This is a genomic window from Variovorax boronicumulans, assembly GCF_029892485.1.
Lineage (GTDB): Bacteria > Pseudomonadota > Gammaproteobacteria > Burkholderiales > Burkholderiaceae_C > Variovorax > Variovorax boronicumulans_B.
The window spans coordinates 78,029-104,842 of record NZ_JARXVG010000007.1 but is presented as its reverse complement, the minus strand read 5'-3'; the positions used below and the strand labels follow the sequence as shown (position 1 = coordinate 104,842).

The following is a 26,814-nucleotide window of genomic DNA, read 5'->3' as shown; positions in this document are numbered from 1 at the left end:
ATTTTTGTAAATTGTTTGACGCGACAGCGCTGCCGTCCTATATTCCGCCGGAATGAATTTCGGAACAAGCGGTTCCGACTTTCGATACACGACCGACCGCCCCATCTTTCAGGAGACGCCTTCCATGAGCCAGAAGAAACCCGCCGCCCCCGCCCGCGAAGCCGTCACCGGCGTGCAGAAGATGACGCCTTCCGAGGCCTTCGTCGAGACCATGGTCGCCAACGGCGTGACCGACATCTTCGGCATCATGGGCTCGGCCTTCATGGACGCGATGGACATCTTCGCGCCCGCCGGCATCCGCCTGATTCCGGTGGTGCACGAGCAGGGCGGCGCGCACATGGCCGACGGCTATGCGCGCGTGTCGGGCCGCCACGGCCTCGTGATCGGGCAGAACGGCCCCGGCATCAGCAACTGCGTGACCGCCATCGCGGCCGCCTACTGGGCGCACAGCCCGGTCGTGATGATCACGCCCGAGACCGGCACCATGGGCATGGGCCTGGGCGGTTTCCAGGAGGCCAACCAGCTGCCGATGTTCCAGGAGTTCACCAAGTACCAGGGCCATGTGAACAACCCCAAGCGCATGGCCGAGTACACGGCGCGCTGCTTCGACCGCGCCATCTCGGAGATGGGCCCGACGCAACTCAACATTCCGCGCGATTACTTCTACGGCGAGATCACGGTCGAGATCCCGAAGCCGATGCGCGTGGAGCGCGGCGCGGGCGGCGAGAACAGCCTGAACGCGGCGGTCGAACTGCTGGCTTCGGCCAAGTTCCCGGTGATCCTCTCGGGCGGCGGCGTGGTGATGGGCGATGCGGTCGAAGAATGCAAGGCGCTGGCCGAGCGACTGGGCGCGCCTGTCGCGAACGGGTACCTGCGCAACGACTCCTTCCCCGCGAGCCATCCGCTTGCCGCCGGTCCGCTCGGCTACCAGGGCTCGAAGGCTGCGATGAAGCTCATCGCGCAAGCCGACGTGGTGCTCGCGCTGGGTTCGCGCATGGGCCCCTTCGGCACGCTGCCGCAGCACGGCATGGACTACTGGCCCAAGGACGCGAAGATCATCCAGGTCGAGGCCGACCACACCAACCTCGGGCTGGTGAAGAAGATCACCGTCGGCATCCACGGCGATGCGAAGGCTACTGCCAAGGAACTGCTCAAGCGCCTGCAAGGCAAAACACTCGCCTGCGATGCGAGCAAGGCCGAGCGCGCCGAGAAGATCAAGGCCGAGAAGGCCGCGTGGGAAAAAGAGCTCGACGAGTGGACCCACGAGCGCGACCCGTACAGCCTCGACGCCATCGAGGAAGCCAAGGGTGAGAAGACTCCCACCGGCGGCAGCTACCTGCATCCGCGCCAGGTGCTGCGCGAGCTGGAGAAGGCCATGCCGCCGCGCGTGATGGTCTCCACCGACATCGGCAACATCAACGCCATTGCCAACAGCTACCTGCGCTTCGAGGAGCCGCGCAGCTTCTTCGCGCCGATGAGCTTCGGCAACTGCGGCTACTCGCTGCCCACCATGATCGGCGCCAAGTGCGCCGCGCCCGATCGCCCGGCCGTGGCCTATGCGGGCGACGGCGCCTGGGGCATGAGCATGTCGGAAATCATGACGGCCGTGCGCCACGACATTCCGGTGACCGCCGTGGTCTTCCACAACCGCCAATGGGGCGCGGAGAAGAAGAACCAGGTCGATTTCTACAATCGCCGCTTCGTTGCGGGCGAACTCGAGAGCGAGAGCTTCGCGGGCATCGCCAAGGCGATGGGCGCAGAAGGCATCGTGGTCGACAAGCTCGAAGACGTGGGCCCCGCGCTCAAGAAGGCCATCGACATGCAGATGAACGAAGGCAAGACCTGCGTGATCGAGATCATGTGCACCCGCGAGCTGGGCGACCCGTTCCGCCGCGATGCGCTGTCGAAGCCGGTGCGCTTCCTGGACAAATACAAGGACTACGTCTGACCGAATCGCTGCTCACGCTGAACGCCGGGTCTTCGTCGATCAAGGTCGCGTTGTTCGATGCCGCTGGTGGAGGCGATGCGCTGCCGGCTGCACGCTGGTCGGGGCAGGCGGATGGGCTCGGTACAGGGTTGAAGGCGCGGCTGCGCGTGCGCGATGCAGAAGGGCGCACGCTGCATGACGCGCTGCTCGATGGCGACCATCGCTCGCACCAGGGCGCGCTCGCGGCGTTGCTCGAATGGCATGCGCAGCAAGGCGGAGGCGATCGCATCGCGGCGGTCGGCCATCGCATCGTGCATGGCGGCGTGAACTTCGTGGCACCGGTGCGCATCGACGATTCAGTGCTCGCCGAGCTGGCTGCGCTCGAACCGCTCGCGCCGCTGCACCAGCCGCACAACCTAGCGGGCGTGCGCGCCGCGATGAAGGCTTTCGACGGCGTGCCGCAGGTGGCGTGCTTCGACACGGCTTTTCATTCGACGCAGACGGAGGTCAACCGCCGCTTCGCGCTGCCGCGTGCCTTGCACGATGCGGGCGTACGGCGCTACGGGTTTCATGGGCTCTCCTACGAATCGATCGTCGCGCAGTTCTCGCGCCTCGCACCGGAGTTGGCGGATAAGCGCGTGATCGTTGCGCACCTCGGCAACGGCGCCTCGATGTGCGCGATGGCGCAGGGCCGTTCGGTTGCGACGACGATGAGCTTTTCGCCGCTCGACGGCCTGACGATGGGCACGCGCTGCGGGCACCTCGATGCGGCGGTCGTGCTGTACCTTTTGCGTTCACGCGGCATGACTGCGGAGCAGGTCGAGACGCTGCTGTTCCGTGAATCGGGGCTACTGGGCCTCTCGGGCGTATCGAGCGACATGCGCGAGCTCGAAGCCTCCGCCGCACCGGAAGCCGCCGAAGCGATTGCGCATTTCATCGAGCAGGTGGTGCAGCACATGGGCAGCCTGGCCGCTGCGCTGCGCGGGGTCGATGCGGTGATCTTCACCGGTGGCATCGGCGAGAACGCGGCCGCATTGCGCGAACGAATCCTCGAGGAATGCGACTGGCTCGGCGTGAATGTCGATGTGGCCGCAAACAGTGCGGGCCATGCGCGGCTCACGACGCCCGAAAGCCCCGTGAGCGCCTGGATGTTGCGTACCGACGAAGAGGCGGTGATCGCGCGTTACACCGCGAAGGTGCTCATCGCCTCCTAGCGCGCAGCCTGGGTGCGCGGCACAGTTGCCCCGCAGTGCCGCAGGAAATCGGCGGTCGCACGCCCCAGCAGCTTGTCGCGGTGCATCACCGTGGCCAGGCGCCGCATGCCCGCCGGCAGCCGCGTGCGCAGTTCGATCAAATGCCCGTCCTCCAGCGCCTGCGCCACCGTGTAGCGCGAGAGACAGGCCAGCCCCGTGCCCGAGGCGACCACGCGCTTGATCGCCTCGGTGCTGCCGAGTTCGAAGCCCACGCGCACCTGCTCCAGGTTCTGGATCAGCCATGCATCGGTGACCTGCCGCGTGCCCGAGCCATGCTCTCTCAGAACCCACGTGGCCTGCGACAGCTGGTGGTGCGTGGCGATGCGGTTCGCGAGCGCATGGCCCGGTGCGGCGACGATGACGAGTTCGTCTTCGCGCCAGGCGCGCACCACGAGATCAGGGTGCGTCTGCGGCCCTTCGATGAAGCCGACATCTACATCGAACCCCGCCACTGCCTCGATCACGTCGCGCGTGTTCGCGATGTGCAGGTGCACCTGGCTCTGCGGATGCAGCGCGGTCCATTGCGACACGCGCTCGGGCAGCAGGTATTCGCCGATGGTGAAGCTGGCCGCCACGCGCAGCGGCGCCGCATGCTCGCCGCTGAAGAGCGCCTGCACATCGCTCGCCTGGTCGAGCAGTGCCTGCGCCTTGGGCAGCAGCGCGCGGCCGTTCTCGTTGAGCACCAGCCGGCGGCCGATGCGGTCGAACAGCAGCGCGCCCACGGACGACTCCAGGTCGGCCAGCGCGCTGCTCGCAGCCGACTGCGAACGCGCCACGCGGTCTGCCGCCGCACGGGTGCTGCCGCCGCGCGCCGTGGCCACGAACACTTCGAGCTGGCGCAGGTTGAGGCGCAGCCGCTGCGGCGTTTGCTGATCTGTTTTTCCGGTCATGGTGAGCGATATTCTCCGCTTTTCCGATCGATGACGGCTCCCTAACATCGGCGTTGCCCCCGCTTGAAAACAAAGGACCGCCAGTGTTCAGTTTCCTCTCCCGAGAGCCCGTGCACGATCCGCTCAAGGCGCCGACGCCCACGGCGGACACCGAGGTCAAGACCACCACCTGCTACATGTGCGCCTGCCGCTGCGGCATCCGCGTGCACCTGCGCGAAGGGGAGAAGGGCCCTGAGGTTCGCTACATCGACGGCAACCCCAACCACCCGCTGAACCAGGGCGTGATCTGCGCCAAGGGCTCCTCGGGGATCATGAAGCAGGTGTCGCCCGCGCGCATCACGCAGCCGCTGCTGCGCAAGGCCGGGAGCGAGCGCGGGGCGGGAGAGTTCGAGCCCATCAGCTGGGAGCGCGCCTTCGACATGCTCACCGAGCGGCTGGCAAAGATTCGCGCGACCGATCCGAAGAAGTTCGCGCTGTTCACGGGGCGCGACCAGATGCAGGCGCTCACCGGTTTGTTCGCACGCCAGTTCGGCACGCCCAACTACGCGGCGCACGGCGGCTTCTGTTCGGTGAACATGGCCGCGGGAATGATCTACACCATCGGCGGCAGCTTCTGGGAGTTCGGCGGGCCCGACCTGGAGCGCACCAAGCTGTTCGTGATGATCGGCACGGCCGAAGACCACCACAGCAATCCGATGAAGATCGCGATCAGCAAGTTCAAGCGCGCGGGCGGACGCTTCATCTCGATCAACCCGATCCGCACGGGCTACTCGGCGATTGCGGACGAGTGGATTCCGATCAAGCCCGGCACCGATGGCGCGTTGTTCATGGCGTTGCTGCACGAGCTCATCGGCAACGATCTGGTGGACCATGCGTTCCTCAAGCGCTTCACCAATGCGCCGCAGCTCGTGGTGCTGGACGACTGCGAGCGCGAGGGGCTTTTCGCGTTCGACCCCGAGCGCGGCCCGCCCGGTGATGGCCGCAATCCGCACAACAAGCTGGTGTGGGACTTGGGCGATGGCAGCGTGAAGCCCGCGTACCCCGAAGGCATTGCCGACGGCTGCGACCCCGCGCTCGAAGGCCACTACACGTTGGCCGACGGCACGCGCGTCGCGCCATCGTTCCAGTTGCTGCGCGAGCGCGTGGCGCTTTGCACGCCCGAATGGGCGCAAGGCATCACCGGCATCGATGCGGCGCGCATCCGCAAGCTCGCGCGAGAGATGGGCGAGACGGCGCTGCAGCAGGCCTTCGAGCTGCCCATTCCGTGGACCGACGCGTGGGGCAAGAAGCACCCGACGACACAGGCGCGGCCTGTGGCCTTCCATGCGATGCGCGGGCTCGCCGCCCACTCCAACGGCTTCCAGACGGTGCGTGCCCTCGCGGTGCTGATGAGCGTGCTGGGCACCATCGACGCACCGGGCGGTTTCAGGCACAAGGCGCCGTACCCGCGCCACATCGTGCCGAACTACCGCGCATTCAACGACCCCGGGATGATCCAGCCGAACACGCCGCTCAACGCCGCGCCGCTGGGCTTTCCGGCCAACCCGGAAGAGCTGGCGATCAACCCCGATGGTTCGCCGATCCGCATCGACCATGCGTTCTCGTGGGAGCACCCGTTGTCGGCGCACGGGCTCATGCACAACGTGATCACGAACGCAGTGAAGGGCGACCCCTATCGCATCGACACGCTGCTGATCTTCATGGCCAACATGGCGTGGAACTCCAGCATGAACACCATGGGCGTGCGCGAGATGCTCAACCGCAAGGACGAGAAGGGCGAGCACATGATTCCCTTCCTCGTGGTGTGCGACGCCTTCCAGAGCGAGACCGTGGCCTTCGCCGATCTGGTGCTGCCCGACACCACGTACCTGGAGCGGCACGACGTGATGGGCATGCTAGACCGGCCTATCTCGGAGTTCGACGGGCCGGTCGATTCGGTGCGCGTGCCGGTGGTGCCGCCGACCGGGGAGTGCAAGCCGTTCCAGGAGGTGCTGATCGAGCTGGCTTCGCGGCTGAAGTTTCCGGCGTTCACCACGCCGGAGGGTGGGCGCAAGTACACGGGCTATCCGGACTTCGTCGTCAACTTCGAGCCGCAGCCGGGCATCGGCTTTCTGATGGGCTGGCGCGGCAAGGACGGCACCGAGCACCTGCGCGGCGCGCCCAACCCGAAGCAGTGGGAGGCCTACGCGCAGAACAACTGCGTGTTCCAGTACCACATGCCCGAGACCATGCACTACATGCGCAACTGGAACCGGGAGTACCTCGATTTCGCGAAGGACAAGGGCTGGCGCCAGCGCAACGACCCGGTGCAGCTGGCCCTGTACTCCGACACGCTGCAGAGCTTTCGCCTCGCGGCGCAGGGCAAGAGCCCGGGGCGGCAACCGCCCGAGGCGCTGCGCGAGCGCATCGAGAAATACTTCGATCCGCTGCCGTTCTGGTATCCGCCGCTCGAAGAGGAGGCGACCGACCTGAAGGCCTATCCGCTCAACGCGCTGACGCAGCGGCCGATGGCGATGTACCACTCGTGGGATTCGCAGAACGCGTGGCTGCGGCAGATCCACAGCCACAACTACCTGCATGTGAATCCGGTCACTGCCGAGGCCGCAGGCATCGCGGATGGCGGCTGGTGCTGGGTCGAAAGCCAGTGGGGCAAGGTGCGCTGCATGCTGCGCTACAGCGAGGCGGTGGAGCCGGGCACGGTGTGGACCTGGAATGCGATCGGTAAGGCCGATGGGGCGTGGCAACTGGCGCCGGGTTCGGACGAGGCGCGCAAGGGCTTCCTGCTCAACCACCTGATCAGCGAGGAGTTGCCATGCGAAGGCACGGCGAGCGGGCGCATCAGCAACTCCGACCCGCTCACGGGGCAGGCGGGGTGGTACGACGTGCGGGTGCGGATACGGCCGGCTGAACCGGGGGAGGCTGAAGAGACTTTCCCGCAGATGGCGAGCATGCCGAGTCCGCCCGGGGTGCTGGGGAAGGCGGCGAGTGTGTTGACGTACTTTGCGGGGAGGGGTAAGAAATGATGCAGTGGCTCAAGGACTTGATGGCCCCGGCTTCTCTCCCTTCCCTTCCGGGGGAGGGTTGGGGTGGGGGCACGGCGGCCTTCATTGAAGCGCGGCCTGGCGTTCCGGTGCCGCCGCCCCCACCCCAACCCTCCCCCGGAAGGGGAGGGAGCAATACCTCCAAACGCGCCGAGCCAGGCGAAACCCTCGCCAAGCAACTCGCCCTCGTCATCGACCTCAACGTCTGCGTAGGCTGCCACGCCTGCGTCACCTCCTGCAAGCAATGGAACACCTCCGGCAGCGCCGGCCCGCTTGCCGACGAGCGCCCCTATGCCGCCAACCCCACCGGCACCTTCTTCAACCGCGTGCAGACCTACGAGGCCGGCGCCTTCCCCGCCACGGAGACCATCCACCTCCCCAAGAGCTGCCTGCACTGCGAAGACCCGCCCTGCGTGCCCGTGTGCCCCACAGGCGCAAGCTACAAGCGCAAGGAAGACGGCATCGTGCTGGTCGACTACGACAAGTGCATCGGCTGCAAGTACTGCGCATGGGCCTGCCCCTACGGCGCGCGCGAGCTCGATGAAGAACGCCAGGTCATGACCAAGTGCACGCTGTGCGTCGACCGCATCTACGACGAGCAGTTGCCCAAGGAAGACCGCAAGCCCGCCTGTGTGAAGGCCTGCCCCACGGGCGCGCGGCTCTTCGGCGACGTGAAGGACCCGGACTCCGAAGTGTCGAAGGCCATTCGCGAGCGTGGCGGCTACCAGCTGATGCCCGAATGGGAGACGAACCCGGCCAACCAGTACCTGCCACGCCGCATCACGCAGTCGACCGACGCGCAGGGGTGACTGCATGCATCCCGCGTTCTCCATTCTTTTCTTCACCACGTTGGCCGGCGCGGCGCAGGGCCTTGTCTTCACGCTGGCGCTTGCGGCGTTGTTCGGCATTGCGATCGCCCCGGGCTTCCTGACGCTCGCACTGGGTGTGGCCGAGGTGCTGCTCGTGGCGGGGCTCGCCGCATCGTTCATGCACCTGGGCCGCAAGACGCGCGCATGGCGTGCGGTGCTGATGTGGCGAACTTCCTGGATGTCGCGCGAAGTGATCGTGCTGCCGGGCTTCATCGCGCTCGTGGCGCTGTGGTGGCTGTCGCTGCGGTTAGGCGTAGGCGCGCCGTGGTCGTGGCTGCTGCCGGTGCTGGTGCTCTTCGGCGCGGCGGCGCTCTGGTACTGCACCGCGATGATCTATGCATGCCTTCGCTTCATTGAAGAGTGGGCGCATCCGCTCACCATCGTCAACTTCACGCTGATCGGGTTGTCGTCGGGGCTGGTGCTGGCGTGCGCGATGGCGGCGGTCGTCGGCGAGGTGCGCTTCGTGCAGGTCTTCGGGCCGTGCGCGCTCCTCGCCACGCTGGCGGCGTGGGCGGCGCGAGGGCAGGCATTGCGGCGCAACGCCGGCATCCGCCACAAGTCGACACTGCAATCGGCCACCGGCATCCACGCAGAAAAGCTGGTGCAGAAGTCGATGGGCATGTCGGCCGGTTCGTTCAACACGCGCGAGTTCTTTCATGGCGCATCGATGGCTGCGTTGAAGAACATCAAGCTCGGCTTCCTCTTGCTGGCCTTCGCGCTGCCCGCGCTGTTGCTGGTGTGGGGCCTTGCGAGCGCGGCCGTGCTGCCGTGGCTGCTTGCCGTGCTGGTGCAAGCGCCGGGGCTGCTGGCCGAGCGCTGGTTCTTCTTTGCGCAGGCCAGGCATCCCCAGAACCTGTACTACCAGGTGGTGTCCTAGGCTTCGTAGTTCAGCGCGAGGCCGGGCGTCGGCCAGTCGTCTATCGCGCTGCCATCGGGCGCGAGGATGCTGATGTCGCCGTCGTCGGGCCGCGTACTGTCGCTCGCGCCAGCCGCCATGCGACGAACAGGAAGGCCAGCGGCAGCACGATCGTCTGCAGCACGAAGAGCGCGATCAGCTTCACGATGCGCTCGGCCCAGTCGGAGGCCGATTTCAGAATCTGGTCGTAGGTCGCCTTCAGATTGGGCAGCTTGGGGAGCCAGCGTTCGACGCGCTCTCGCCAGCCTTCCTGGGCCGAGGGCGCCTCCTGGGTGGCGTCGATCACGGAGGTCGGCGACTTCTCGATGCCGGACAGGGCCGCTTGGTATTCGTTGGCCATGAAGATGCGATACACGCCTTCGTTCGCCACGGCGCACAGCGGCACCGCGAAGCGCACCAGCAGCAAGCCGATCAAGGCCGATTGCAGCCAGCGCGGTGCGCTGCCGCGCCGCCAGCGCGCGGCGATCCACACGAGCGCCACAGCGCACACCAGGTAAGACATCAGCTGGTGCGCACCGATGTTCAGCAGCACCAGTTGGACGCCGAACGACACGCTGGCCGCCAGCATGATGGCCGCGAACTGCTCGATCAATTCGTTCAACGGCTTCAGCGCCTGGCCCGGTGCAAAGCTGACGCCCACGCCGCCGGGCGTGGCATCGACCTGCGTGCCCTGGGCCACCGAGACCACCGCACCCAACGCGCGTGCGGCGGCAAAGGTGGTCAGCGCGCGCTTCAACCCGTCGTTGACCTGTTCGCGCGCGGGCGTGTCGATTGGGGCGAGCCAGCAGCCAACGAACACGGCCAGGGCGACAAGGAGAAGGTAGGCGCGTTCCATCGGAATGGATTTGCTCATGCTCATTTCTTGCCGCCCTGCATGCGCGCGATGATCTTGCTGGTCTCGTTGCCTTCTTCCCGCCCGTCGGGATGGCGGCGCATGTAGTCGAAGACCTTCGCCTGGGACACCTTGACCATCTGTCCGGCGTGCAGGCTGGGCACATCGACGGGCTCGTTCTTCAGCAGGCCTTCGATGACATCGCCCTTCCAGCGCGCGACCTCCACCCACATCCATTCGTTGCTGCCGCTGGGGGTTTCGAAAGGCGCTTTCACGAGCAGGTACTCGCCGGGCTGCAGCCCTTTGTTGAACGCGTCGCGCAGCCTGGACAATTGCGCATTGGCGGCCTTGCTGGCCGCGAGCAGCTCGTCGTTGTGCTTGAGGCGGGTGACCTTGTCTTCGGCGGATCCGAAGGCCGAGACCAGCAGCGCGGTCTGCTGCGCGTAGCGGTCGGGACCCTTGTAGCGATCGAACTGGATCTCGAAGAGCCGGTTCTGCGGATCGCCGCTCTCCCATTTGCCATTGACCAGCGAGAGCTTCGCGACGGCCGTGGCGCTGGCCTTCTGGTCCGACAGCCCGCGATCGCGCATGCCAGCATGCTTGATGGCGCGCAGGTCCAGGTCGAACTGCCCCGCGCGCGGGACGGCGGCGCCTTCGACCATCGCCTGCGCGAACAGGTTGACCAGGTTGCCCATGGCCTTGCTGCCGGACCACGAGAAGTCGCTCACCACCACGTCGGGCAGGCCGAACTTCGACATGCCCAGCGTGATGGCGCGCACCATGGTGTCGGTGCGGTAGGCGTGGATGACGGTGTGGTCCGACACATCGGGAATGCCGCCGGCCCACGAATCGATGCGGCGCTTTTGCCATTCGTCGGGCGTGAAGACTTCGCGCGTTTCTTCGTCCCAGAGCAGGCCGTTGCTGTCGCGCGCGACCTGCATGGCCACCTCGGTCGCCTTGAAGAGCGCGGTCTTGGCTTGTGGTGCCGGATGCGCGAAGTCGAGGATCAGTGCCTTGTCCGCGCCCTGCAGCGCTTCGGCCTGTTCACGCGACAGGCCGTGGCCAAAGCGCTGGACCAGTTCCATGCTGGGTGCCCGGTACTCCTTCTGCACGGTGGTGGTGTTCCAGTTCGCGAACACGACCGCTTCGCTCACCGAGGCCGGCGAGGGCATCGTGCGTGCGAGCTTCGGTGCGCCGTCGAGCTTGGCCAGGCGGTCGCGCAGCGCGGCCGGCGGATCGGTCGCGGGACGCGTCGGGTAGTAGATGGCGAACTGAAAATGGATCGGGCCGACAAGGGGCGAGCCCGCGGCCACAGGCTCGCCGGGTGCAGCACGCGGCGGCGCTGCCAGGGCAGACGTTGCGACGAACGCCGAGACCAGGCATGCAAGCGCGGCGGCGAGAAAAGAGGAATGAGGGAACTTGGGCATGGCCGTCATTCTGTGGTCTCGCCGCGTCGGTGCAAAGGCATCCGGATCGGTGTCTCTTATGCGCCGCTGAAAATATTCGACAACAGTGGTTGACGATTTGGTAAAGACTATTTACAGTCGATTCATTCGCGGTTTGCACCGCAAGATTTTCAGATCCACATCGCAGGAACCGTCGTGAAAGCAGCCACCCTCCGCATCGCAAGCATTCGACCCGCATCGGGCCAGGCGCTGGTGCGCGTCGCGCTCTGCAATGGCCTGTGCATTCCGCAGCCGCAGGCGCAGGCGAATCTGTGGGATTGCGCCTATGAGGATCGGGTGTCACCGGGTGGAGGAAGCGCTTGAGCGCGCAACTCCCAAGCTCTCTCACGCAGAGGCCCGGACACCGAAAGGTTCCGGGCCTTTTTTGTTTTTCAACACTCGACGCACACGCAGTGATCGCACTGCATGACACCGCGCCTTGGCGTCGGTGGTCGTTCATTAAAAGTTCGCGGCGCATCCATCCATCTATCCATCTATTGCCCCGGTGACGGAACCGGCATACGTGTCCGCCTTAGAAGCGGAATTCTGGGAGTTCGAATCTCCCCTGGGGCACCAAATTTTTCTTCTCTGGGTGTAGTGTCAATCTGGTAGACGGCCTGCCTTGGAAGCAGGAGGCTGCAGGTTCAAATCCTGCCACTCAGACCATTCTTCTTGTCTCGTTCGTCTAGCGGTCAGGACCCCGGGCTTTCATCCCGGTGATCGTGGGTCCGAATCCCACACGAGGCTCCAGTTCGATGGCCCTTCGCCTAGTGGCCCAAGGCACCGGGTTTTGATCCCGGCATCCAAGGTTCGAATCCTTGAGGGCCTGCCATTTTTTTTCTTCTCTTCTTCGTTCCGCTAACTCAGTGGCCAGAGTGCCTCCCTGTCCAGGAGGAAGCCAGGGGTTCGACTCCCCTGCGGAACGCCACATACAACCTTCATCCGGATCGTGAGCAGCACTGGCGACTGCAGCGGGCTGTAACCCCGCCTCTTCGGAATACTTCGTTCGACTCGAAGACGATCCACCACTCACTCATCGAATTTCTAGCGCGGTAGCAAAGTGGCCATGCAATGGATTGCAAATCCGTCCAGCCCGGTTCGAATCCGGGCCGCGCCTCCGTTCTTTTCCCCTGATGGCTCAGCTGGCAGTGGCGGCCGCTGTTCATGCGCGTGTCACACGTTCGATTCGTGTTTTGGGACCAGAATTTCCGGACCGCGACGGACCTTCCCGGACATGTTGTGTGTGTCACGCCCCACAGTTGTTTCACGATGGCATCGTCCCGAGTAATCTGAAAGTAGCACTGGCGTGTTGCTTGCCCTGTGCATGGCCAGCTTCGTCTTTGCCGATAAGAATGTGCGAGATATCATTTACAAAGTGCGCACGGCCTGCGGTCGCACGCGCTGCGCATCCGGGCAATAAATACAGCAGATCGGCCTGAGCTTCGTCCACAAAAGGCCCGCTGCAAGAACTGAGACAAGTTGCGCTGCAGGATTACGGGGGCGCCGCGGCAAGCGGCGGATCGAGAGTCAAGGGGAGAGAGAAAAACATGGCGGACTTCAACTCTGCGTCCCTGGGCGCGCAGTTGCGCGCGGGTACGACGCAGCGCGATCGGCTGCTGGTGCTGCACACGCCCCTGGGTGCCAACAAGCTCTTGGCCGAACGCCTTGATGGCTTGGAGTCCCTGGACAACGGCGGCTTCCGCTTCGAACTCACCGCGTTGAGCGACGACGCGCACATCGAACTCAAGACCCTCATGGGCCAGGGCGTGCGCCTGGACCTGCAGACCGCACAAAGCCGCACCGAACTGCGTCCGTTCCACGGCCACGTGACCGAAGCCGAGTGCGTCTCGAGCAACGGCGGCATGGCCCGCTACCGGCTCTTCATCGAACCTTGGCTCGCATTCCTGCGCTATCGCCAGGACAGCTGCCTGTTCCAACACCAGAGCGTGTTCGACATCGTCGATGCCGTGTTCGCGCGGTATCAAAGCCAGGGCAAGCTCACTGTGCAATGGCGCTGGGAGATCGCCCAGCGCGACATCTACCCCGTGCGCGGCATCACCACCCAGTACCACGAGAGCGACTTCGACTTCGTCGCGCGGCTGCTCGCCGAAGAGGGGCTGTACTACTGGTTCGAACACGCCGCAGGCAAGGACGGCGCGCTCGGCAGCCACACCCTCGTCATCGCCGACCACGCGGGCGCCTTCCGCGCCAACGCCCAGGCCGCCATCCGCTTTCACCGCGCCGATGCCAGCGAGAGCGAAGACACCATCCAGCAATGGCGCGGCAGCCGCCAGCTGCAGACCAACAGCCTGGCGCAGCAGAGCTGGGACTACAAGAGCGTGAACGCGCGCCCCGTGCAACAGCAAAGCCGCGCCACGGGCCAGCGCACGCTGCACTGGAGCGACGACCCCGGCGCCTACGGCTGGGAGACCTCGGCCCAGGGCGAGCGGCTCCTGTCCAACGCCCTGCAGGCCCTCGAATTGCGCAACAAGCGCTTCGAAGGCCAAAGCGCCGTGCGCACGCTGGCACCTGCCACCACCTTCACCCTGACCGGCCATGAGCAGCACGACAAGGACAGCGAAGAGGACCGCCGCTTCGCTGTGCTGGCCGTGCGCCACATCGCGCGCAACAACTTCGACGAAGACCTCAAAGTCGGCGTGAGTGAACGCCTGGGCTTGCCGGACATCGCCACCGTGTTCGATGCATCGGAGCACAGTGACAGTGCCAGCGGCAATGCCGCCTCGACACCCGACACCGCCACCCACTACCGCAACGACTTCACCACCGTGCGCGCGGCCATTCCCTACCGCCCGCTGAGCGTGGACGGCCACGGCCAGCGCATCCACCCCAAGCCCAGCGTGCACGGCAGCCAGAGCGCCATCGTGATCGGCGCGGGTGAGAACGCTCCCGTGCACACCGACCGCGACCACCGCGTCAAGGTGCAGTTCCACTGGCAGCGCGGCAGCGCCTCGAGCGCAAGACAACCCCGCGCCGACGGCCAGGACAACGCCCCCGCCGCCGATCGCTTGGGCGCCTGGGTGCGCGTGGCCGCCAGCGCGGCCGGCGACAACTGGGGGCAGGTCACGCTGCCGCGCGTCGGGCAGGAAGTGCTGGTCGAGTTCCACCACGGCGACATCGACCGGCCTGTCGTCGTTGCGGCGCTGTACAACGGTGCCGGCCAGACCGACGCCCAGCACAACGAGAAGACCTCAGGTGCAGCCCAATCCACCGGCAATGCCCCCGCTTGGTTCGCCGGCGAAGGCAAGGAGGCCAAGGAGCATGCGCACAACGCCGTCTTCTCCGGCATCAAGACCCAGGAACTGAGCGCCAGCCAGAGCGGCGACGGCGGCTACAACCAGCTCGTCTTCGACGACACACCCGGGCAGGGCAGCACCAGCCTGGCCACCACACAGGCACAAAGCCGGCTGCACCTGGGCCACCACAAGCAGCAGGACGACAACGCGCGCGGCAAGGCCCGAGGCCATGGGGCCGAACTGGCCACCACCGCACAGGGCGCAATCCGCGCCGGCGCAGGCTTGCTCGTGAGCGCCCATGCCCAGCCGAACGCCAAGGGCGCATTCATGGCGAGCCGCGAGGCGCAGCAGCAGACCAGTCAGGCTGAAGAACTCGCCACCTCGCTGGCCAAGAGTGCGCAGACGCAGAAGGCGCAGATCAAGGGTGAGGAATCACCGGACAAGCTGCCGGCCATCGAGGCGTTGAAGCACGTGGCCGAAGTGCTGGGCGCGACGCAGGAAGGCGGGGCGGCATCATCGGGCGGTGCAAACAGCAGCAGCGGCGACATCAAGGCCACCGAGGGCGGCCAAGGCAGCGTCACCGCATACAGCGAGCCGCACTTGCAGTTCAGCGCGCCCATGGGCATCGGCTTCGTCACGCCGAAGGAAGTGATCGCCGTGAGCGGCCAGCACACCGCGATCGTCGCGAGTCAGGACATCGACCTGCCCGCGCAAGGGCAGATCGCGGTGAGCGTGGCCAAGGGGGTAAGCCTGTACACCGTGGGTGCGAAGGCCAGCGGCGGCAGCGAGCCCAACCAGGAACGCGGCATCGCGCTGCACGCAGCCAGCGGCAAGGTGAGCGTGCAGAGCCAGACGGGCGCCACGAAGATTGCGGCGGACAAGAAGGTGACGATTGCCAGCACGACGAAGAACGTCGATGTGGAGGCGCCGACGCATGTGCTGCTGACGGTGGCCGGTGCGTACATCAAGCTGGAAGGCGAGAGCATCAAGATCCATGCGCCGGGGAAGGTGACGTTCAGGGGGATGCATGACTTTGTGGGGCCGCAGGGGGATAGCGCTAGCAACAGCTTGTCGAGTGGAGCGTACACAGGGTGCTCGCCTGCAGACCAGAGGGCCACCGATGGTGGCGCAGGGGTCATCTAATGAGTAATTCGGCCAGCCCGGCTCCGAATTTGCCCCCATGGCCTTGGGACACGCCCCCCGTCAAATTGATCGAGACATGTTCCGCGGCATTGTTGTCGCGCTTGGCGTACGGCCGGCCCGTTTATCTGCTGGTCGATGCGTTCAGCGGCTCTCCAGACGGTTTTGACGCGGTAGACCGCCCTCGGCACCCCATCAACACAAAATATCTGAAGGTGTTGCCTGAACGAGCACCCTATCTGCTCGAGCTCGAAGATCGTCACGATCCCCTGCTTGACCAGAGCCTGATCTCTGCCGTGCAGGAGCATTTGAATGCGTGTGCCGACGGTGGCGGCCCCTGCCGCATCGGTGGCTGGTTGCAAACGCACGGCAGCGATGGAGCGGCACTGGCAATTCAACTGAGTGCCTTGTTCCGCGCACGGGGAGCACCCAACGGCGGCCGCTACCTGCGCCTGGCAGACCGGCGCGTGCTGGCCTTGCTGCAACAGGCATCTCGGCTGCAAGACGTGTTGCCTTTGCCCTCGATAGATTGGTCTTTGGGGCTCCAGGGCATTGCCGTTTGGACCTACATGGACATGGACTTCGACTTGCAGAGCTTGCAGGGAGCTGCAGGCGAGTCACGACCACGGCCATTGAAGCTCGAAGCATCTCATTGGACCTTGCTGCTGCAGGCCGAGGCCATCAATCGCACGTTGATGGCTTGGCAACGCGTGTGCCATCCGTTGCCCGGCGACGCGGCGGCACGGGCGTTGTACAAGGTGCGCTGCGCAAGCCAGCTCGGCCTCGTTGGCCCTGAGAACCAGTCGGCCCATGCGGCCGAGGCGTTGCAACACCCGGCGTTCGAAGCATGGACCGGATTGAGTCACTGCCTTGCCGAGACCATCCTGCACGAATGGCCGCTGGCCGATGTGTTGGCGCAGCAACGTGCCAACTGGATGTCGTCGACATCCAAGAATCCCTGAAAGAGCACTCCCATGGCAAAGGAAAACTGCAAGAAGTGCGAAAAAAGCGGCCTGTCGATCTTGCTGGTGCGGCCCTCGGCCATTTCCGACGTGCAAGAGATCGCACCACCCAACGCACACCGTCTGGCCACCTATCGGAACGAAGTGCATCGCAATGCGCTTGAGCTGCCGTCCCTCAAGCGCGCCCGCTATGTGTTTCGCTTGCTCCGAGAGGGCGGCTACGTGTACGTGTACTACCCGGGCGCCAAGCCGAAGAAGCTGCTCAAGCCATGGGAGGTCTACAAGGTGCATGCGCAAGGCGCACTGCTGCCCGAGGGCGAGTTCTCGCACAGCAGTTCGGACTTTGCCTGCAGCCGCCAGTCAACCCACCCACACGATGTGCGCACCATTTGCATCGAGGAGCCCAACATCGTCGGCAAGGTCTGGATCGGCTTCAGCATGAATTTCTGGAGCGATGCCATCAAAGCCAGAATGGCGCAGAGCGCCGACGCGCGCACGCAGGCCGGCATGGTGGAAGTGAACCTGGCTCTTGCAAAGCAACCCAGCGGCTTCAAGGCCGAGGCGGGCGACATTCAACGTTACGTTGCCGACTACGCTTTGTCGGAACTCACGCATGCAGGCGTTGAGAGCGCCACGCCGTTCTATCCCGCGCCGATGTGCAAGCCCGGCGAAGACGAGACGACCGCGGCCAAGAGTCTTGCCGCCGTCATGAAAAAACAGGCCGAGTCCAGTTCGGACACCGCTGGCAGGGAACAGGTGCTCGCCATTCCCGATCCCGTGGGTCTGTCGGCCGACCTCAACGGCATCCGGCTGGCGACCGATCGTTGGGCCAAGCAACAGCTTCTGGTCCCCCGGGTGGCCTGGCCGCTGGCCAGCCATGTGGCGCTTGAGGCGCTGCACCAGCAAGTGCTGGCGGCCGGGGCGATCGAGGCGCAAGAGAAAGCCTGGAGCACCACGTCGCAAGCCGAGTGGGATCGCATGAAGAACAGCATGCCTTATGCCAAGCGCGGCGACTTCGTGTGGCAGCCGTTGCCTGACGGCTCCTTGGCGCCCGATGGCAGCCCGGCAGGCCGCATGCGTGGCGGTGACACCCCCTTGGGCCGTCACCGCAACCAGGAGACAGAAGACAGCGGCAAGAAGTTGGGCGCCAAGAACTGGCAATCGATTGCCGACCAGATCGACGAATCCAAACGCGCCCAGTGGTGGGACCAGCACCGCAGCAACGAGAAAACGCGCGAGGCTTACGTTCGCGATGCGGAAGAAGATTGGCTCGAGATCACCTGCAAGGCGCGCACGCTCGACTACTTCGAGCAGCACTTCGACGAAAACGAGCCCAACAAGCCGACCGCGCCCGTTTGCCCGGGCCTTATCTACGCGCAGGAGAGTGGCCTCATCCACCAGCCCCAGCCCCTGGTGTTCGAGAAACACGGCGAGCGCTACATGCAGAACGTGATCGAGCCGGGCCTGAAGGACCTTGCCGATCCGCGAGCGCCTGCGCTGCGTGCGATGTATGGCAACCAGAAGAGCGTCATCGCCAGTGCCAAGGCATTGCTGCTGGGCACGTGGGATCGCAGCGACGACCCGCAGAGCGAGCAGGGCGACGTGCGCGACAAGACCATCGACCTGCTGCGCGGGTTGCTCACCCATGACCTGGGCCGGCGCTTCGGCTGGCTGCATCCGCGGCTGATGGCATTGGCGGCCGGGCAGACTGCAGCCTTCATTGCCGGTGCGCTGCAAATGGCGGCCATGGCCATGGGCAAACCCACGGCACCGCCTTCCGCATCTATGCGGCGCTACCTTGCGACGGCACCGCTTCTGACCGTTGCGCAGCGCCAGCTTGAACTGGCCGTTGAAGCCTCGCGCCCTGGTGGCGACAAGGCGGCACTGTCGGTGGCCGTGCTGCTCAAGGTCGACCTGGACAGCGCTGACGTCGCCCGCGTGATGAAGAGCTACATGCCCGAGGTGAACACCAGCAGGATGGTCCCCGTGGTCGTGCAGCGGGGCCATCTGGCGACCCTCGTTGCCGTGACCGATGTAGCTACCGCGCAAAAAGTGCATGAGGGCAAGCTCAAGGCGGTCGATGTCAAAGGCGGTCGCGTCGTCGTGGCGCCTACCGGCGGCCCCGCACCGCAGAGTCTGGAGGAAGTGATTGCCCGAGCCCGGGGCCAGGGTATCAAGGGCACGCAAACGGCCGCAGAGGTCGTTGCCGTGCTGGAACGCCAGGCCATCAAGAAAGAACTGGGCTTCAACAGCATCGACGGACGCTTGGCGATTTCTGCGATGGGCGTGCAGGCGTTGGGGCTGTATCAGGGCATTCCGAAGCTGCTGGCCGAACTGGACAAGGCGGATCGCGATCAGGGCAAATTGAACGAGGCCGTCATGGGCGTGGCCGACAGCACGAGCGGGCTGCTGGGTGCGGCTGCCGAGGTGTGGGCCAGCCAGCACAAGGCGGCGCTCCTGATGAAGGAGGGCGGGGAGCATTTGGCCGTCGTCAGTACCAAGCTGGCGGTGCTCAGGACATTCGCGGCGGCAACGGGTGTGGCGGGGAGTGTGTTTGCGGTGATCTTTATGGCGAAGAAGGCGGGGGATGCGGGGAAGGCTGGGGATGCAGAGGCAATGCTGGGGTACCGATACTCTCAGTTCTCATTTGTTGTGACGGGCGCTACTGGCACTGTTGCAACTGTCGACGCGCTTGCCAAAGGCGCGGCGACGCGAGGTGTTGCCCGCTTTGTTCTGACTCGTGTTGCTGGTGCGGTCGCTGCCGAAGCGGCTGTTGCTGCGGGCGCAGGGGCTGTGGTCGCAAGCGCCATCACCGGTGTCGGCCTGATCTTGCTGCTCGTCGGTTTGGCTGCCTATGTATACGCCGAGGTGAGTAAGCGCAACGAATACCAGCGTTGGGCCGGTCGCAGCTACTTCGGCAAGGACAAGTCCGATCCCCAGCTCAAGGACGACGGTGTGAACAAGGAGGCGAGGTTCAGAAATCTGAAGGAAGAGCAGAACTGGTTGGCTGCGCTGTACTACGAGACCGAGAATGCAAGCGAGATTGCGGAGAGTAACAAGCGCGAGCAACGCGGCAAAGAAGCACCTCGACGCTCTGATGGCAAAGACAAGACCTACCGCCCCCGTGGCAACTTTGGGATATATGGATGACTGGACTGAATGTTAGCGGGCAGAGCACCGACGAAGCTCGGCAGGAAGGCCTGATTGGCAACCTGGTAAGCCGCTACAGCAAGGATGCGCCGAGCAGTCATCAGGCGGGGCACCAGGGACGATTGACAGGGGTCTACCAGAACGCCATTGAACTGGATGGTGGGTCGCTGGTGAGTGCGGGGGGAGTTGTCACAACCATTGGGTTGGTAGCAGCAGTTGTTGCCTTCTATTTTTTGGGTGATGTGATAGCTTGGAGCTACGAAGAAGGTCACTACGGACTCTTCTTCTGGAGCATCTTTTGCAGTTCAATCGTCTGCCTCATAGGCGCCTACTTCGAACTCTTTTCCCCCAGCGAAGCCCCGATCTACTTCGATCGCCTGAACCGGCGCGTGTACTTCGTCGAGCAGGGCAAGAAGCGTTCTCCCTGCTGGGCCGACTGGTCTTTGATCGATGTCGAGCATCACGCCACCATGGGCGGCAGCCCCACCAGCCTGCGGCGCATCCATCACTTGGTCTTTCTGGTCCGCAACAGCGCAAACGACCCGACCATCATGGCGAGCTACGTGATTTCAAATGTCGAATTTCCTGGCGCCTTGTGGGAGTACATCCGTCGCTACATGGATGACGATGCTCCGCCTTTGCTCGCCGGTGAGGCGCCTCCATTGAAGGGTGGCAAGTTCGACATGATCGAAGCGCTGAAACAGCGCAAGAAGAATTACTGGAAAGACTGGCGCGAAGCCCCGTTCACCCAGTTCTGGCAGCACCTGTGCATTCCGCTGTTCATTCCATTCTTCTTCGTCAATCGCTTGGTCGTGTGGACAGCCCGCACGGTGCACTGGCCGCAAGAGGTCAAGGACGCGCTTGGCGCACCGATCACAGAAGAAGACCTGAACGCCGACTCGACGCACAAGCTGCGGCCCGAGGGCGATGCTGCGAAGGAAATCGTCTGATCGGGTTGAACGTCAGTGGGCAGAGCACCGACGAGGCGCGGCAGGAGAGCCTGATCGGAAACCTTGTGAGCCGCTACAGAAAGGATGTGCCGGGTAGTCATCAAGCAGGGCACCAGGGACGATTGACAGGGGTCTACCAGAACGCCATTGAACTGGATGGCGGGTCGCTGGTGAGCGCCGGAGGGTATGTGACGACGTTTGGCCTTATCGCAGGATTGATTGCCGCATATGTGTTCCCTATCCTGAATAAGACAACCTGGGCTGAACTGGGCTTCGGGTTGATGCTGTTTTCGTTCTTCTCTTTTGGATCGGTGTTTCTTATTGGCGCCTATTTCGAACTCTTTTCCCCTAGCGAAGCCCCAATTTATTTCGACCGCCTGAACCGGCGCGTGTACTTCGTCGAGCAGGGCAAGAAGCGTTCTCCCTGCTGGGCCGACTGGTCTTTGATCGATGTCGAGCATCACGCCACCATGGGCGGTAGCCCTACCAGCCTGCGGCGCATCCATCACTTGGTCTTTCTGGTCCGCAACAGCGCAAACGACCCGACCATCATGGCGAGCTACGTGATTTCAAATGTCGAATTTCCCGGCGCCTTGTGGGAGTACATCCGTCGCTACATGGATGACGATGCTCCGCCTTTGCTCGCCGGTGAGGCGCCTCCATTGAAGGGTGGCAAGTTCGACATGATCGAAGCGCTGAAACAGCGCAAGAAGAATTACTGGAAAGACTGGCGCGAAGCCCCGTTCACCCAGTTCTGGCAGCACCTGTGCATTCCGCTGTTCATTCCATTCTTCTTCGTCAATCGCTTGGTCGTGTGGACAGCCCGCACGGTGCACTGGCCGCAAGAGGTCAAGGACGCGCTGGGCGCACCGATCACAGAAGAAGACCTGAACGCCGACTCGACGCACAAGCTGCGGCCCGAGGGCGATGCTGCGAAGGAAATCGTCTGATCGGAAACCTTGTGAGCCGCTACAGAAAGGATGTGCCGGGTAGTCATCAAGCAGGGCACCAGGGACGATTGACAGGGGTCTACCAGAACGCCATTGAACTGGATGGCGGATCGCTGGTGAGTGCGGGGGGAGTTGTCACAACCATTGGGTTGGTAGCAGCAGTTGTTGCCTTCTACTTTTTGGGTGATGTGATAGCTTGGAGCTACGAAGAAGGTCACTACGGACTCTTCTTCTGGAGCATTTTTTGCAGTTCAATCAGCTGCCTCATAGGCGCCTACTTCGAACTCTTTTCCCCCAGCGAAGCCCCGATCTACTTCGATCGCCTGAACCGGCGCGTTTACTTCGTCGAGCAGGGCAGGCAAGCCGCACTCGGCCTGCTTGATGAAACCGATGATCTGCTCCTCGGTGTATCTGCTCTTTCTCATGTCCGTCATTCTCCAAGTTGACGGACTTCACTGCCATTACGCTGGTACGGCCGGGAGGGGGCAGGTCAACCTGGAGGTGGGAGGCTCCGCGATGGCGGTAGCCGGCATCGTGATGGACACCTTCTATTCCGCCACAAAGTCCGTTCGAGAGATTCAGCCCTACACCGACATCAACGCCATCAACAAGGGGGCGGACATTGTGCGAGGCGGGTTCAAATTGTGGGCGGGTGCGCTGGGCGGAGCTGCGGGGCTTTGCAGTGCGATTCTGGATACGATGAAGATCTTCGACAAGAAAACAGATCGCGCACTCGCCGTGATCTATGGCGCTCGCGCCTTGACCGGATTCGTGAGCGCCGGGCTCACCATGGCAGCGGCGTTTTCATATGCAAAGCCTTTTCTTGGGCACTTTGTCAAAAGGTTTGCAGAGCATTCGCTCCGATACAGGGCGCTGACAACGCTTGCAGGTTGGGCGGGCAGGCTCGCAATGCGTGTTCGATTGCTGGTGTGGGTGGCGCGTATCAACCTGATCGGCTTGATCTGGACCGGACTCGAAATTGGCTATCTGCTGCTCAAAGACGACGATCTTCAAAATTGGTGCGAGAAATGTGTTTTCAGGAAGGTCAAGACTTCAAGCAACTGGTTGGGGCGCCAAGTGACTGAGGAGTATTTCAGTGGCGGTTCCGTCCAGGACCTGACTGCACTTGAAGAGGCCGCGCAAGCCGTCGGCGTTGGAGGTTGATCGTGAGCGTTTTGCCGGAACCGAAGACCGGGTCTGAATCAGGCATGTTTCTACTGGAAGGTGTAGTTGCCGAACTGCATGTGTCGGAGGGCCGCGAGAACCTGCTACGGAAAATCGATAAGCACTACAAGCAAGCGAGCGTGCTCGCAGGCGTCGGGGCGGCGGTGGGCGACCTGTTCGGCCAAGCCGCCAATGCCGCAATGCTGGCAATGTATGACGGTGAAGATACGCAGAACTTCGCGTGTCTGATTGGCGATCAGGTCGTGTGCGGGCAGTTCGCTGGGGCGCAACTGCTCAAGGAAGGCAACCGGGTTCGGCTGGCTGCGTCACGGAGTGGTGGCGTGGTTGTTGCGCGCGGAATTCTGGACGAGCAGCAGGGATTGGTCTGGGTGGGGCACGCTTGGGGCGTTGGCGCGGAGACAAGGGCGAAATGGAAGCTTGCTTTTTGGGGGTTCGCGTTTGCGAGCATCTGCTGGGCATTGAGCTATTTTTTCGTCAAGGAGCATGTGGGCTTCGTCAAATACCAGGCGTTGGGCATGACAGGTGCAGCCGTATTGACGGCAGGCTTGGCTCTCTGGGCCAACAAAGACATGCAGACACTCGCAAAGCCCTCTACCGAAGTGTTTCGGCTCCTGGGCTTTGCGGAGCCTGAGCAGGTCAATCTGAACAACTACCAGCTTTCTCTCGTGGAATCGCGAAGGCACAGCAAGCTCGTCGCATCCAAGGTGCGAGAGTTGAGAGAAGGAACCTTCACGCTTCCCCCGCGGCCGGCAATTCTGGATGTCTCGTCGGAACGCATCAGGAATACGCATGACTACAAACAAGCCATCGAAGACGGAAAGCTATCGATGATTTCGTGAGCGTTTGCTGCGGCAGGTAGCTTTCGATGGGCGCAGAAGGGGGCGCACGCTGGCAAGCGATGTTGACCAAAGGCAATCGCAGCGATCGGCGGCGGACGCGACTCGCGCGAGGCGGCTACTCGCTCAGCCTCAAGACCTGCTCCGATCCCTCGCAGCCACAGCCGTCCGAACCTTCGGCGCCGCCACCGGCGTCGGCGCCTGCGTCAGCACATCCGCCACATCCTTCTCGCCTTCCTTCAACGCCAGTGCCCGATACGGCGTGACCTGCGCATTCACCTGCATATTCGCCGACACGCTAGCGACGTTGCCCATCGCATCCACAGCCCGCGCCTCGATGCTCGCGTAGCCTGCCGCACCCGGCGTCCAGTTGCACGTGTACGGCGCGGCCTTCACCGTGCACAGCGTCTTCCCATCCACGATGAACTGGAGCTCCGCGATCCCCGCATTCGCCTGCGCCGCCGCGGAAAGCGTCGTCGTCCTGCTGACCCCCGTCGCCGCCGGCACGGCCACCGACACCACAGGCGGCGCCATGTCCGCCGGCGCATTCACCATCACATTCGCAGTCGCCATCGCGGAGTTGCCCGCTGCATCCACGCCGATCACGCGGATCGTCTGCATGCCCGGCGTCATCGGCGTCCAGGTGCAGGTGAAGGGCGGGGCTTCGAAGGTGCAGATCGGGATGCCGTCCGCCCCCGCCACCTTCACGCCCCACACGCCCACGTTGTCCACCACCGCGGGCGCGATGGTGACCGGCTGCCCCAGCGTCGCCATCGCGGGTGCCGAGACCGACACCGTCGGCGGCACGTTGTCCACGCCGCCGAGTGCCATGTCGATCGTGAAGGTCGACTGCCCCTTCACCGCCTTCTGCTCGAACGCATCGAAGATGGTGAACCAGTTCGCCAGCGGTGCCCGGCCCGGTGCCGAGGCCTTCACCAGCAGCGTCGACTTCGCGCTGTTGAAGCAGGTGAAGCCGCACGCCCAGTCGAACGCGAAGCGGCCCGCTTCGTCCGCCTTGCCCTGCGCGAGCAAGACCATCGGCTGCTCGGTCGACGTGCCCGCATTGCGCCACACCGACACCTGCGCGCCCGCCAGCGCGGCACCCGTCGCGCGATCGGTGATGCGCACCTGCGTGGCCGTCGTGCCCGCCATGAACTTCGACGTGCCGTACTTCGGCCAATCGCTCCAGTCGGTGTTGATGTTGGCCTTGGTGCCCGCCGTGAAGCGGATCATGTTCAGCGTGATGACGCGGTTGGTCGCCGGATCGCGCCGCTGCTCGAAGACGGTGCCCAGCAGCGGATCGAGCCGCCAGCTCTGTCGCGTCCACCAGTAGCGGTCGGTGTCGCTCATCAGTGCCAGGTCGGCCTGCGGCGCGGTGCCGGTGGTGTCCTTCACCATCGCGGTGTTGTAGTACTCGCCCGCGCCGGCGCCGAACACATGCTCCAGCTCGTGCAGCAGCGTCTTGAGCTGGCGGCCCAGGTAGTCTTTTTCGGTGGACTCGGGCGCGGCCTTCGTGATGTCGCGCGACAGGCGCAGCGGGTCGTGAATCGCGATCCAGTTCAGGTTCCAGGCCACGCCCTTCTGCGGAAAGGTCCAGCTCGCCGCAAGGCCGCCGTGGCTGTAGCCCCGGGTCGATTTCGAGATGCACACCGCGATCTCGCCGTTGACTAGCCCGCTGTGGCTGCAGGGCGGCGCATCGGCGGGGACGATCAGCTGCAGGTCGTTGACCGGATCGAACACGAAGCTGCGCACCGTCTCGCGCGTGAACACCGTGTTGACGTCGGCCACGTACTGCGCAAGGCGCCGGCCCGCTTCCGCGGCGCCGATGCCATCAGCCAACTGCGGATCGACGAAAAGCTTCAGCCGATGGACGCTGGGCGTGGCCTGGCCGACCTCGTTCAACGCAGCCCTGGCGCCGGTGCTCAGCAGCACGGTGAAACAGCAAAGCACAACACCGAGGTGACGCGCACTGGAGTGCAACAAAGAAAGAGCGCGCATTGACCACGTAAACTTGTTTCAAAAGTGTAAGTTTAGTGGTTTACAAGCGAACAAAAGTAGTGTTACTTACATTACTGAAACACTTTTTGTCTGTAATTTGCAACTTCGAGCGATTCCAGCGCTTGCGCTCGCTCTTGGAACGACGTCGATACGGGCCTTTATCCGACCGCCTTGATCGTCCGCTCCCGCCCCGCCTTCGCCAGCATCGAAGCCACTGCACAAGACGCCAGCCGCGCCGATTCCGAATCCGCGCGGCTCGTCAGGATCACCGGCACCTTCGTGCCCAGCACGATGCCCGCCGCATAGGCGCCGCCCAGAAAGGTGAGGCTCTTGGCGAGCATGTTGCCCGCGTCCAGGTCGGGCACGATCAGCACGTTCGCGCGGCCGGCCACCGGCGAGACGATGCCCTTGATGCGCGCGGCCTCCGCGTCGATGGCGTTGTCCAGCGCGAGCGGGCCATCGAGCTGCGCGCCGGTGATCTGGCCGCGGTCGGCCATCTTGCAGAGCACGGCGGCGTCGAGCGTGGAGGGCACCTTGGCGTTCACCGTTTCGGTGGCCGAGAGAATCGCCACCCGCACGGCCGGCATCAGCAGCGCATGCGCCAGGTCGATGGCGTTCTGCACGATGTCGACCTTCTCTTCGAGCGTGGGCGCGATGTTGATCGCCGCGTCCGAAATGATCAGCGGCTGCGGGTGGCCCGGAATGTCCATCACGAAGCAGTGACTGATGCGCCGCGAAGTTCGAAGGCCTCCCTCGCGCCGCACCACCGCGCCCATCAGCTCGTCGGTGTGCAGGCTCCCCTTCATCAACGCATCGACCTCGCCGCGCAAGGCCATGGCCACCGCCGCGTCGGCTGCGGCGTGGCTGTGCGGCGCATCGACGATGGCGAGGTGCGCAATGCTCGCCCCGGCCTCCTGCGCCGCCGCCTCGATCTTCGCGCGCGGGCCGACGAGCACCGGGGCGATGAGGCCCAGCGCGGCCGAAGCCAGCGCCGCTTCGAGCGACAGCGCGTTGGCCGGGTGCACCACCGCAACGCGCAGCGGGGGGAGGGCGCGGGCGGCGGCGATCAGGCGGTCGTAGTGCGGATGCGGTGCAGCGGTGGAAGTTGATGAAGACGCCATGCGGACTCCGGAAGATGGGTGATGGGCAAACGGGTGAGCGGAAGGGCTCGGCAGACGCAGTCAGCGCAGTTTGCAGCCAGCCCGCTCGCCAAGGT

Annotated in this window: 19 protein-coding genes and 5 tRNA genes; 19 read left to right on the top strand and 5 right to left on the bottom strand. The window is 64.3% G+C overall.

What is annotated here, in order from left to right:
- Positions 1 to 124: 124 nt before the first annotated feature.
- Positions 125 to 1,948, top strand: coding sequence for a sulfoacetaldehyde acetyltransferase (gene xsc, locus M2282_RS17920; RefSeq protein ID WP_280810130.1), 1,824 nt, complete (start codon positions 125 to 127; stop codon positions 1,946 to 1,948).
- Positions 1,945 to 3,141 carry an acetate/propionate family kinase gene (locus M2282_RS17915; protein WP_280810314.1) on the top strand — a complete coding sequence of 399 codons (1,197 nt, stop codon included), beginning with the start codon at positions 1,945 to 1,947 and terminating at the stop codon, positions 3,139 to 3,141. The genes xsc and M2282_RS17915 overlap by 4 nt, the downstream gene beginning before the upstream one ends.
- On the opposite strand, the gene M2282_RS17910 is transcribed toward M2282_RS17915, so the two are convergent.
- Entirely contained in the window at positions 3,138 to 4,070 is a 933-nt protein-coding gene (locus M2282_RS17910) for a LysR family transcriptional regulator (RefSeq protein WP_280810129.1), read from the bottom strand. The two genes, M2282_RS17915 and M2282_RS17910, sit on opposite strands and share 4 nt — an antisense overlap.
- Before the next feature lie 83 nt (positions 4,071 to 4,153).
- Between M2282_RS17910 and M2282_RS17905 the strand changes: the two genes are divergently transcribed.
- Genes M2282_RS17905 through M2282_RS17895 form a run of 3 tightly spaced genes read left to right on the top strand, consistent with a single transcriptional unit; the run spans position 4,154 to position 8,857 of the window.
- On the top strand, positions 4,154 to 7,093 hold the full coding sequence (locus M2282_RS17905) for a molybdopterin oxidoreductase family protein (protein WP_280810128.1): 2,940 nt from the start codon (positions 4,154 to 4,156) through the stop codon (positions 7,091 to 7,093).
- Positions 7,090 to 7,920: a 4Fe-4S dicluster domain-containing protein gene (locus tag M2282_RS17900; protein WP_280810127.1), complete on the top strand. Its 831-nt coding sequence runs from the start codon at positions 7,090 to 7,092 to the stop codon at positions 7,918 to 7,920. The genes M2282_RS17905 and M2282_RS17900 overlap by 4 nt, the downstream gene beginning before the upstream one ends.
- A 4-nt stretch (positions 7,921 to 7,924) precedes the next feature.
- Complete coding sequence (locus M2282_RS17895) at positions 7,925 to 8,857, top strand: dimethyl sulfoxide reductase anchor subunit family protein (RefSeq protein WP_280810126.1); 933 nt, start codon at positions 7,925 to 7,927, stop codon at positions 8,855 to 8,857.
- Positions 8,858 to 8,897: 40 nt separating this feature from the next.
- On the opposite strand, the gene M2282_RS17890 is transcribed toward M2282_RS17895, so the two are convergent.
- Both M2282_RS17890 and M2282_RS17885 read right to left on the bottom strand, forming a co-directional pair.
- A complete protein-coding gene (locus M2282_RS17890) occupies positions 8,898 to 9,749 on the bottom strand; it encodes a hypothetical protein (protein WP_280810125.1) in 852 nt (283 codons plus the stop codon).
- Positions 9,750 to 9,751: 2 nt separating this feature from the next.
- Positions 9,752 to 11,155, bottom strand: a complete 1,404-nt coding sequence (locus tag M2282_RS17885; RefSeq protein WP_280810124.1) for a DUF2314 domain-containing protein — start codon at positions 11,153 to 11,155, stop codon at positions 9,752 to 9,754.
- Between the two features lie 174 nt (positions 11,156 to 11,329).
- On the opposite strand from M2282_RS17885, the gene M2282_RS17880 reads away from it, so the two are divergent.
- From M2282_RS17880 to M2282_RS17815, 14 genes are all read left to right on the top strand, one after another.
- Positions 11,330 to 11,497, top strand: a complete 168-nt coding sequence (locus M2282_RS17880; protein WP_280810123.1) for a hypothetical protein — start codon at positions 11,330 to 11,332, stop codon at positions 11,495 to 11,497.
- A 175-nt stretch (positions 11,498 to 11,672) separates the two neighbouring features.
- Positions 11,673 to 11,749: transfer RNA gene (locus tag M2282_RS17875), tRNA-Leu, on the top strand.
- 12 nt (positions 11,750 to 11,761) lie between these two features.
- A tRNA-Pro gene (locus M2282_RS17870) sits at positions 11,762 to 11,839 on the top strand.
- Positions 11,840 to 11,847: 8 nt separating this feature from the next.
- Positions 11,848 to 11,923: transfer RNA gene (locus M2282_RS17865), tRNA-Glu, on the top strand.
- A 102-nt stretch (positions 11,924 to 12,025) separates the two neighbouring features.
- Positions 12,026 to 12,101 (top strand) — tRNA-Asp (locus M2282_RS17860).
- 119 nt (positions 12,102 to 12,220) lie between these two features.
- A tRNA-Cys gene (locus M2282_RS17855) sits at positions 12,221 to 12,290 on the top strand.
- Between the two features lie 430 nt (positions 12,291 to 12,720).
- Positions 12,721 to 15,570, top strand: a complete 2,850-nt coding sequence (locus M2282_RS17850) for a type VI secretion system Vgr family protein (protein ID WP_280810122.1) — start codon at positions 12,721 to 12,723, stop codon at positions 15,568 to 15,570.
- A complete protein-coding gene (locus M2282_RS17845; protein ID WP_280810121.1) occupies positions 15,570 to 16,529 on the top strand; it encodes a hypothetical protein in 960 nt (319 codons plus the stop codon). The genes M2282_RS17850 and M2282_RS17845 overlap by 1 nt, the downstream gene beginning before the upstream one ends.
- Positions 16,530 to 16,541: 12 nt before the next feature.
- A complete protein-coding gene (locus tag M2282_RS17840) occupies positions 16,542 to 19,679 on the top strand; it encodes a T6SS effector BTH_I2691 family protein (RefSeq protein ID WP_280810120.1) in 3,138 nt (1,045 codons plus the stop codon).
- Entirely contained in the window at positions 19,676 to 20,629 is a 954-nt protein-coding gene (locus M2282_RS17835; protein WP_280810119.1) for a DUF6708 domain-containing protein, read from the top strand. The genes M2282_RS17840 and M2282_RS17835 overlap by 4 nt, the downstream gene beginning before the upstream one ends.
- A gap of 5 nt (positions 20,630 to 20,634) precedes the next feature.
- The gene (locus M2282_RS17830) at positions 20,635 to 21,579 is read left to right on the top strand and encodes a DUF6708 domain-containing protein (protein ID WP_280810118.1); all 945 of its coding nucleotides are present in this window, start codon (positions 20,635 to 20,637) and stop codon (positions 21,577 to 21,579) included.
- Between the two features lie 11 nt (positions 21,580 to 21,590).
- A complete protein-coding gene (locus tag M2282_RS17825) occupies positions 21,591 to 22,025 on the top strand; it encodes a hypothetical protein (protein WP_280810117.1) in 435 nt (144 codons plus the stop codon).
- Complete coding sequence (locus M2282_RS17820) at positions 22,003 to 22,743, top strand: hypothetical protein (protein ID WP_280810116.1); 741 nt, start codon at positions 22,003 to 22,005, stop codon at positions 22,741 to 22,743. The genes M2282_RS17825 and M2282_RS17820 overlap by 23 nt, the downstream gene beginning before the upstream one ends.
- A 2-nt stretch (positions 22,744 to 22,745) precedes the next feature.
- Positions 22,746 to 23,603, top strand: coding sequence for a hypothetical protein (locus M2282_RS17815; RefSeq protein ID WP_280810115.1), 858 nt, complete (start codon positions 22,746 to 22,748; stop codon positions 23,601 to 23,603).
- 129 nt (positions 23,604 to 23,732) lie between these two features.
- On the opposite strand, the gene M2282_RS17810 is transcribed toward M2282_RS17815, so the two are convergent.
- Both M2282_RS17810 and M2282_RS17805 read right to left on the bottom strand, forming a co-directional pair.
- The gene (locus tag M2282_RS17810) at positions 23,733 to 25,532 is read right to left on the bottom strand and encodes an Ig-like domain-containing protein (protein ID WP_280810114.1); all 1,800 of its coding nucleotides are present in this window, start codon (positions 25,530 to 25,532) and stop codon (positions 23,733 to 23,735) included.
- Positions 25,533 to 25,756: 224 nt separating this feature from the next.
- Positions 25,757 to 26,719 carry a phosphate acetyltransferase gene (locus tag M2282_RS17805; RefSeq protein WP_280810113.1) on the bottom strand — a complete coding sequence of 321 codons (963 nt, stop codon included), beginning with the start codon at positions 26,717 to 26,719 and terminating at the stop codon, positions 25,757 to 25,759.
- Between the last annotated feature and the right edge of the window lie 95 nt (positions 26,720 to 26,814).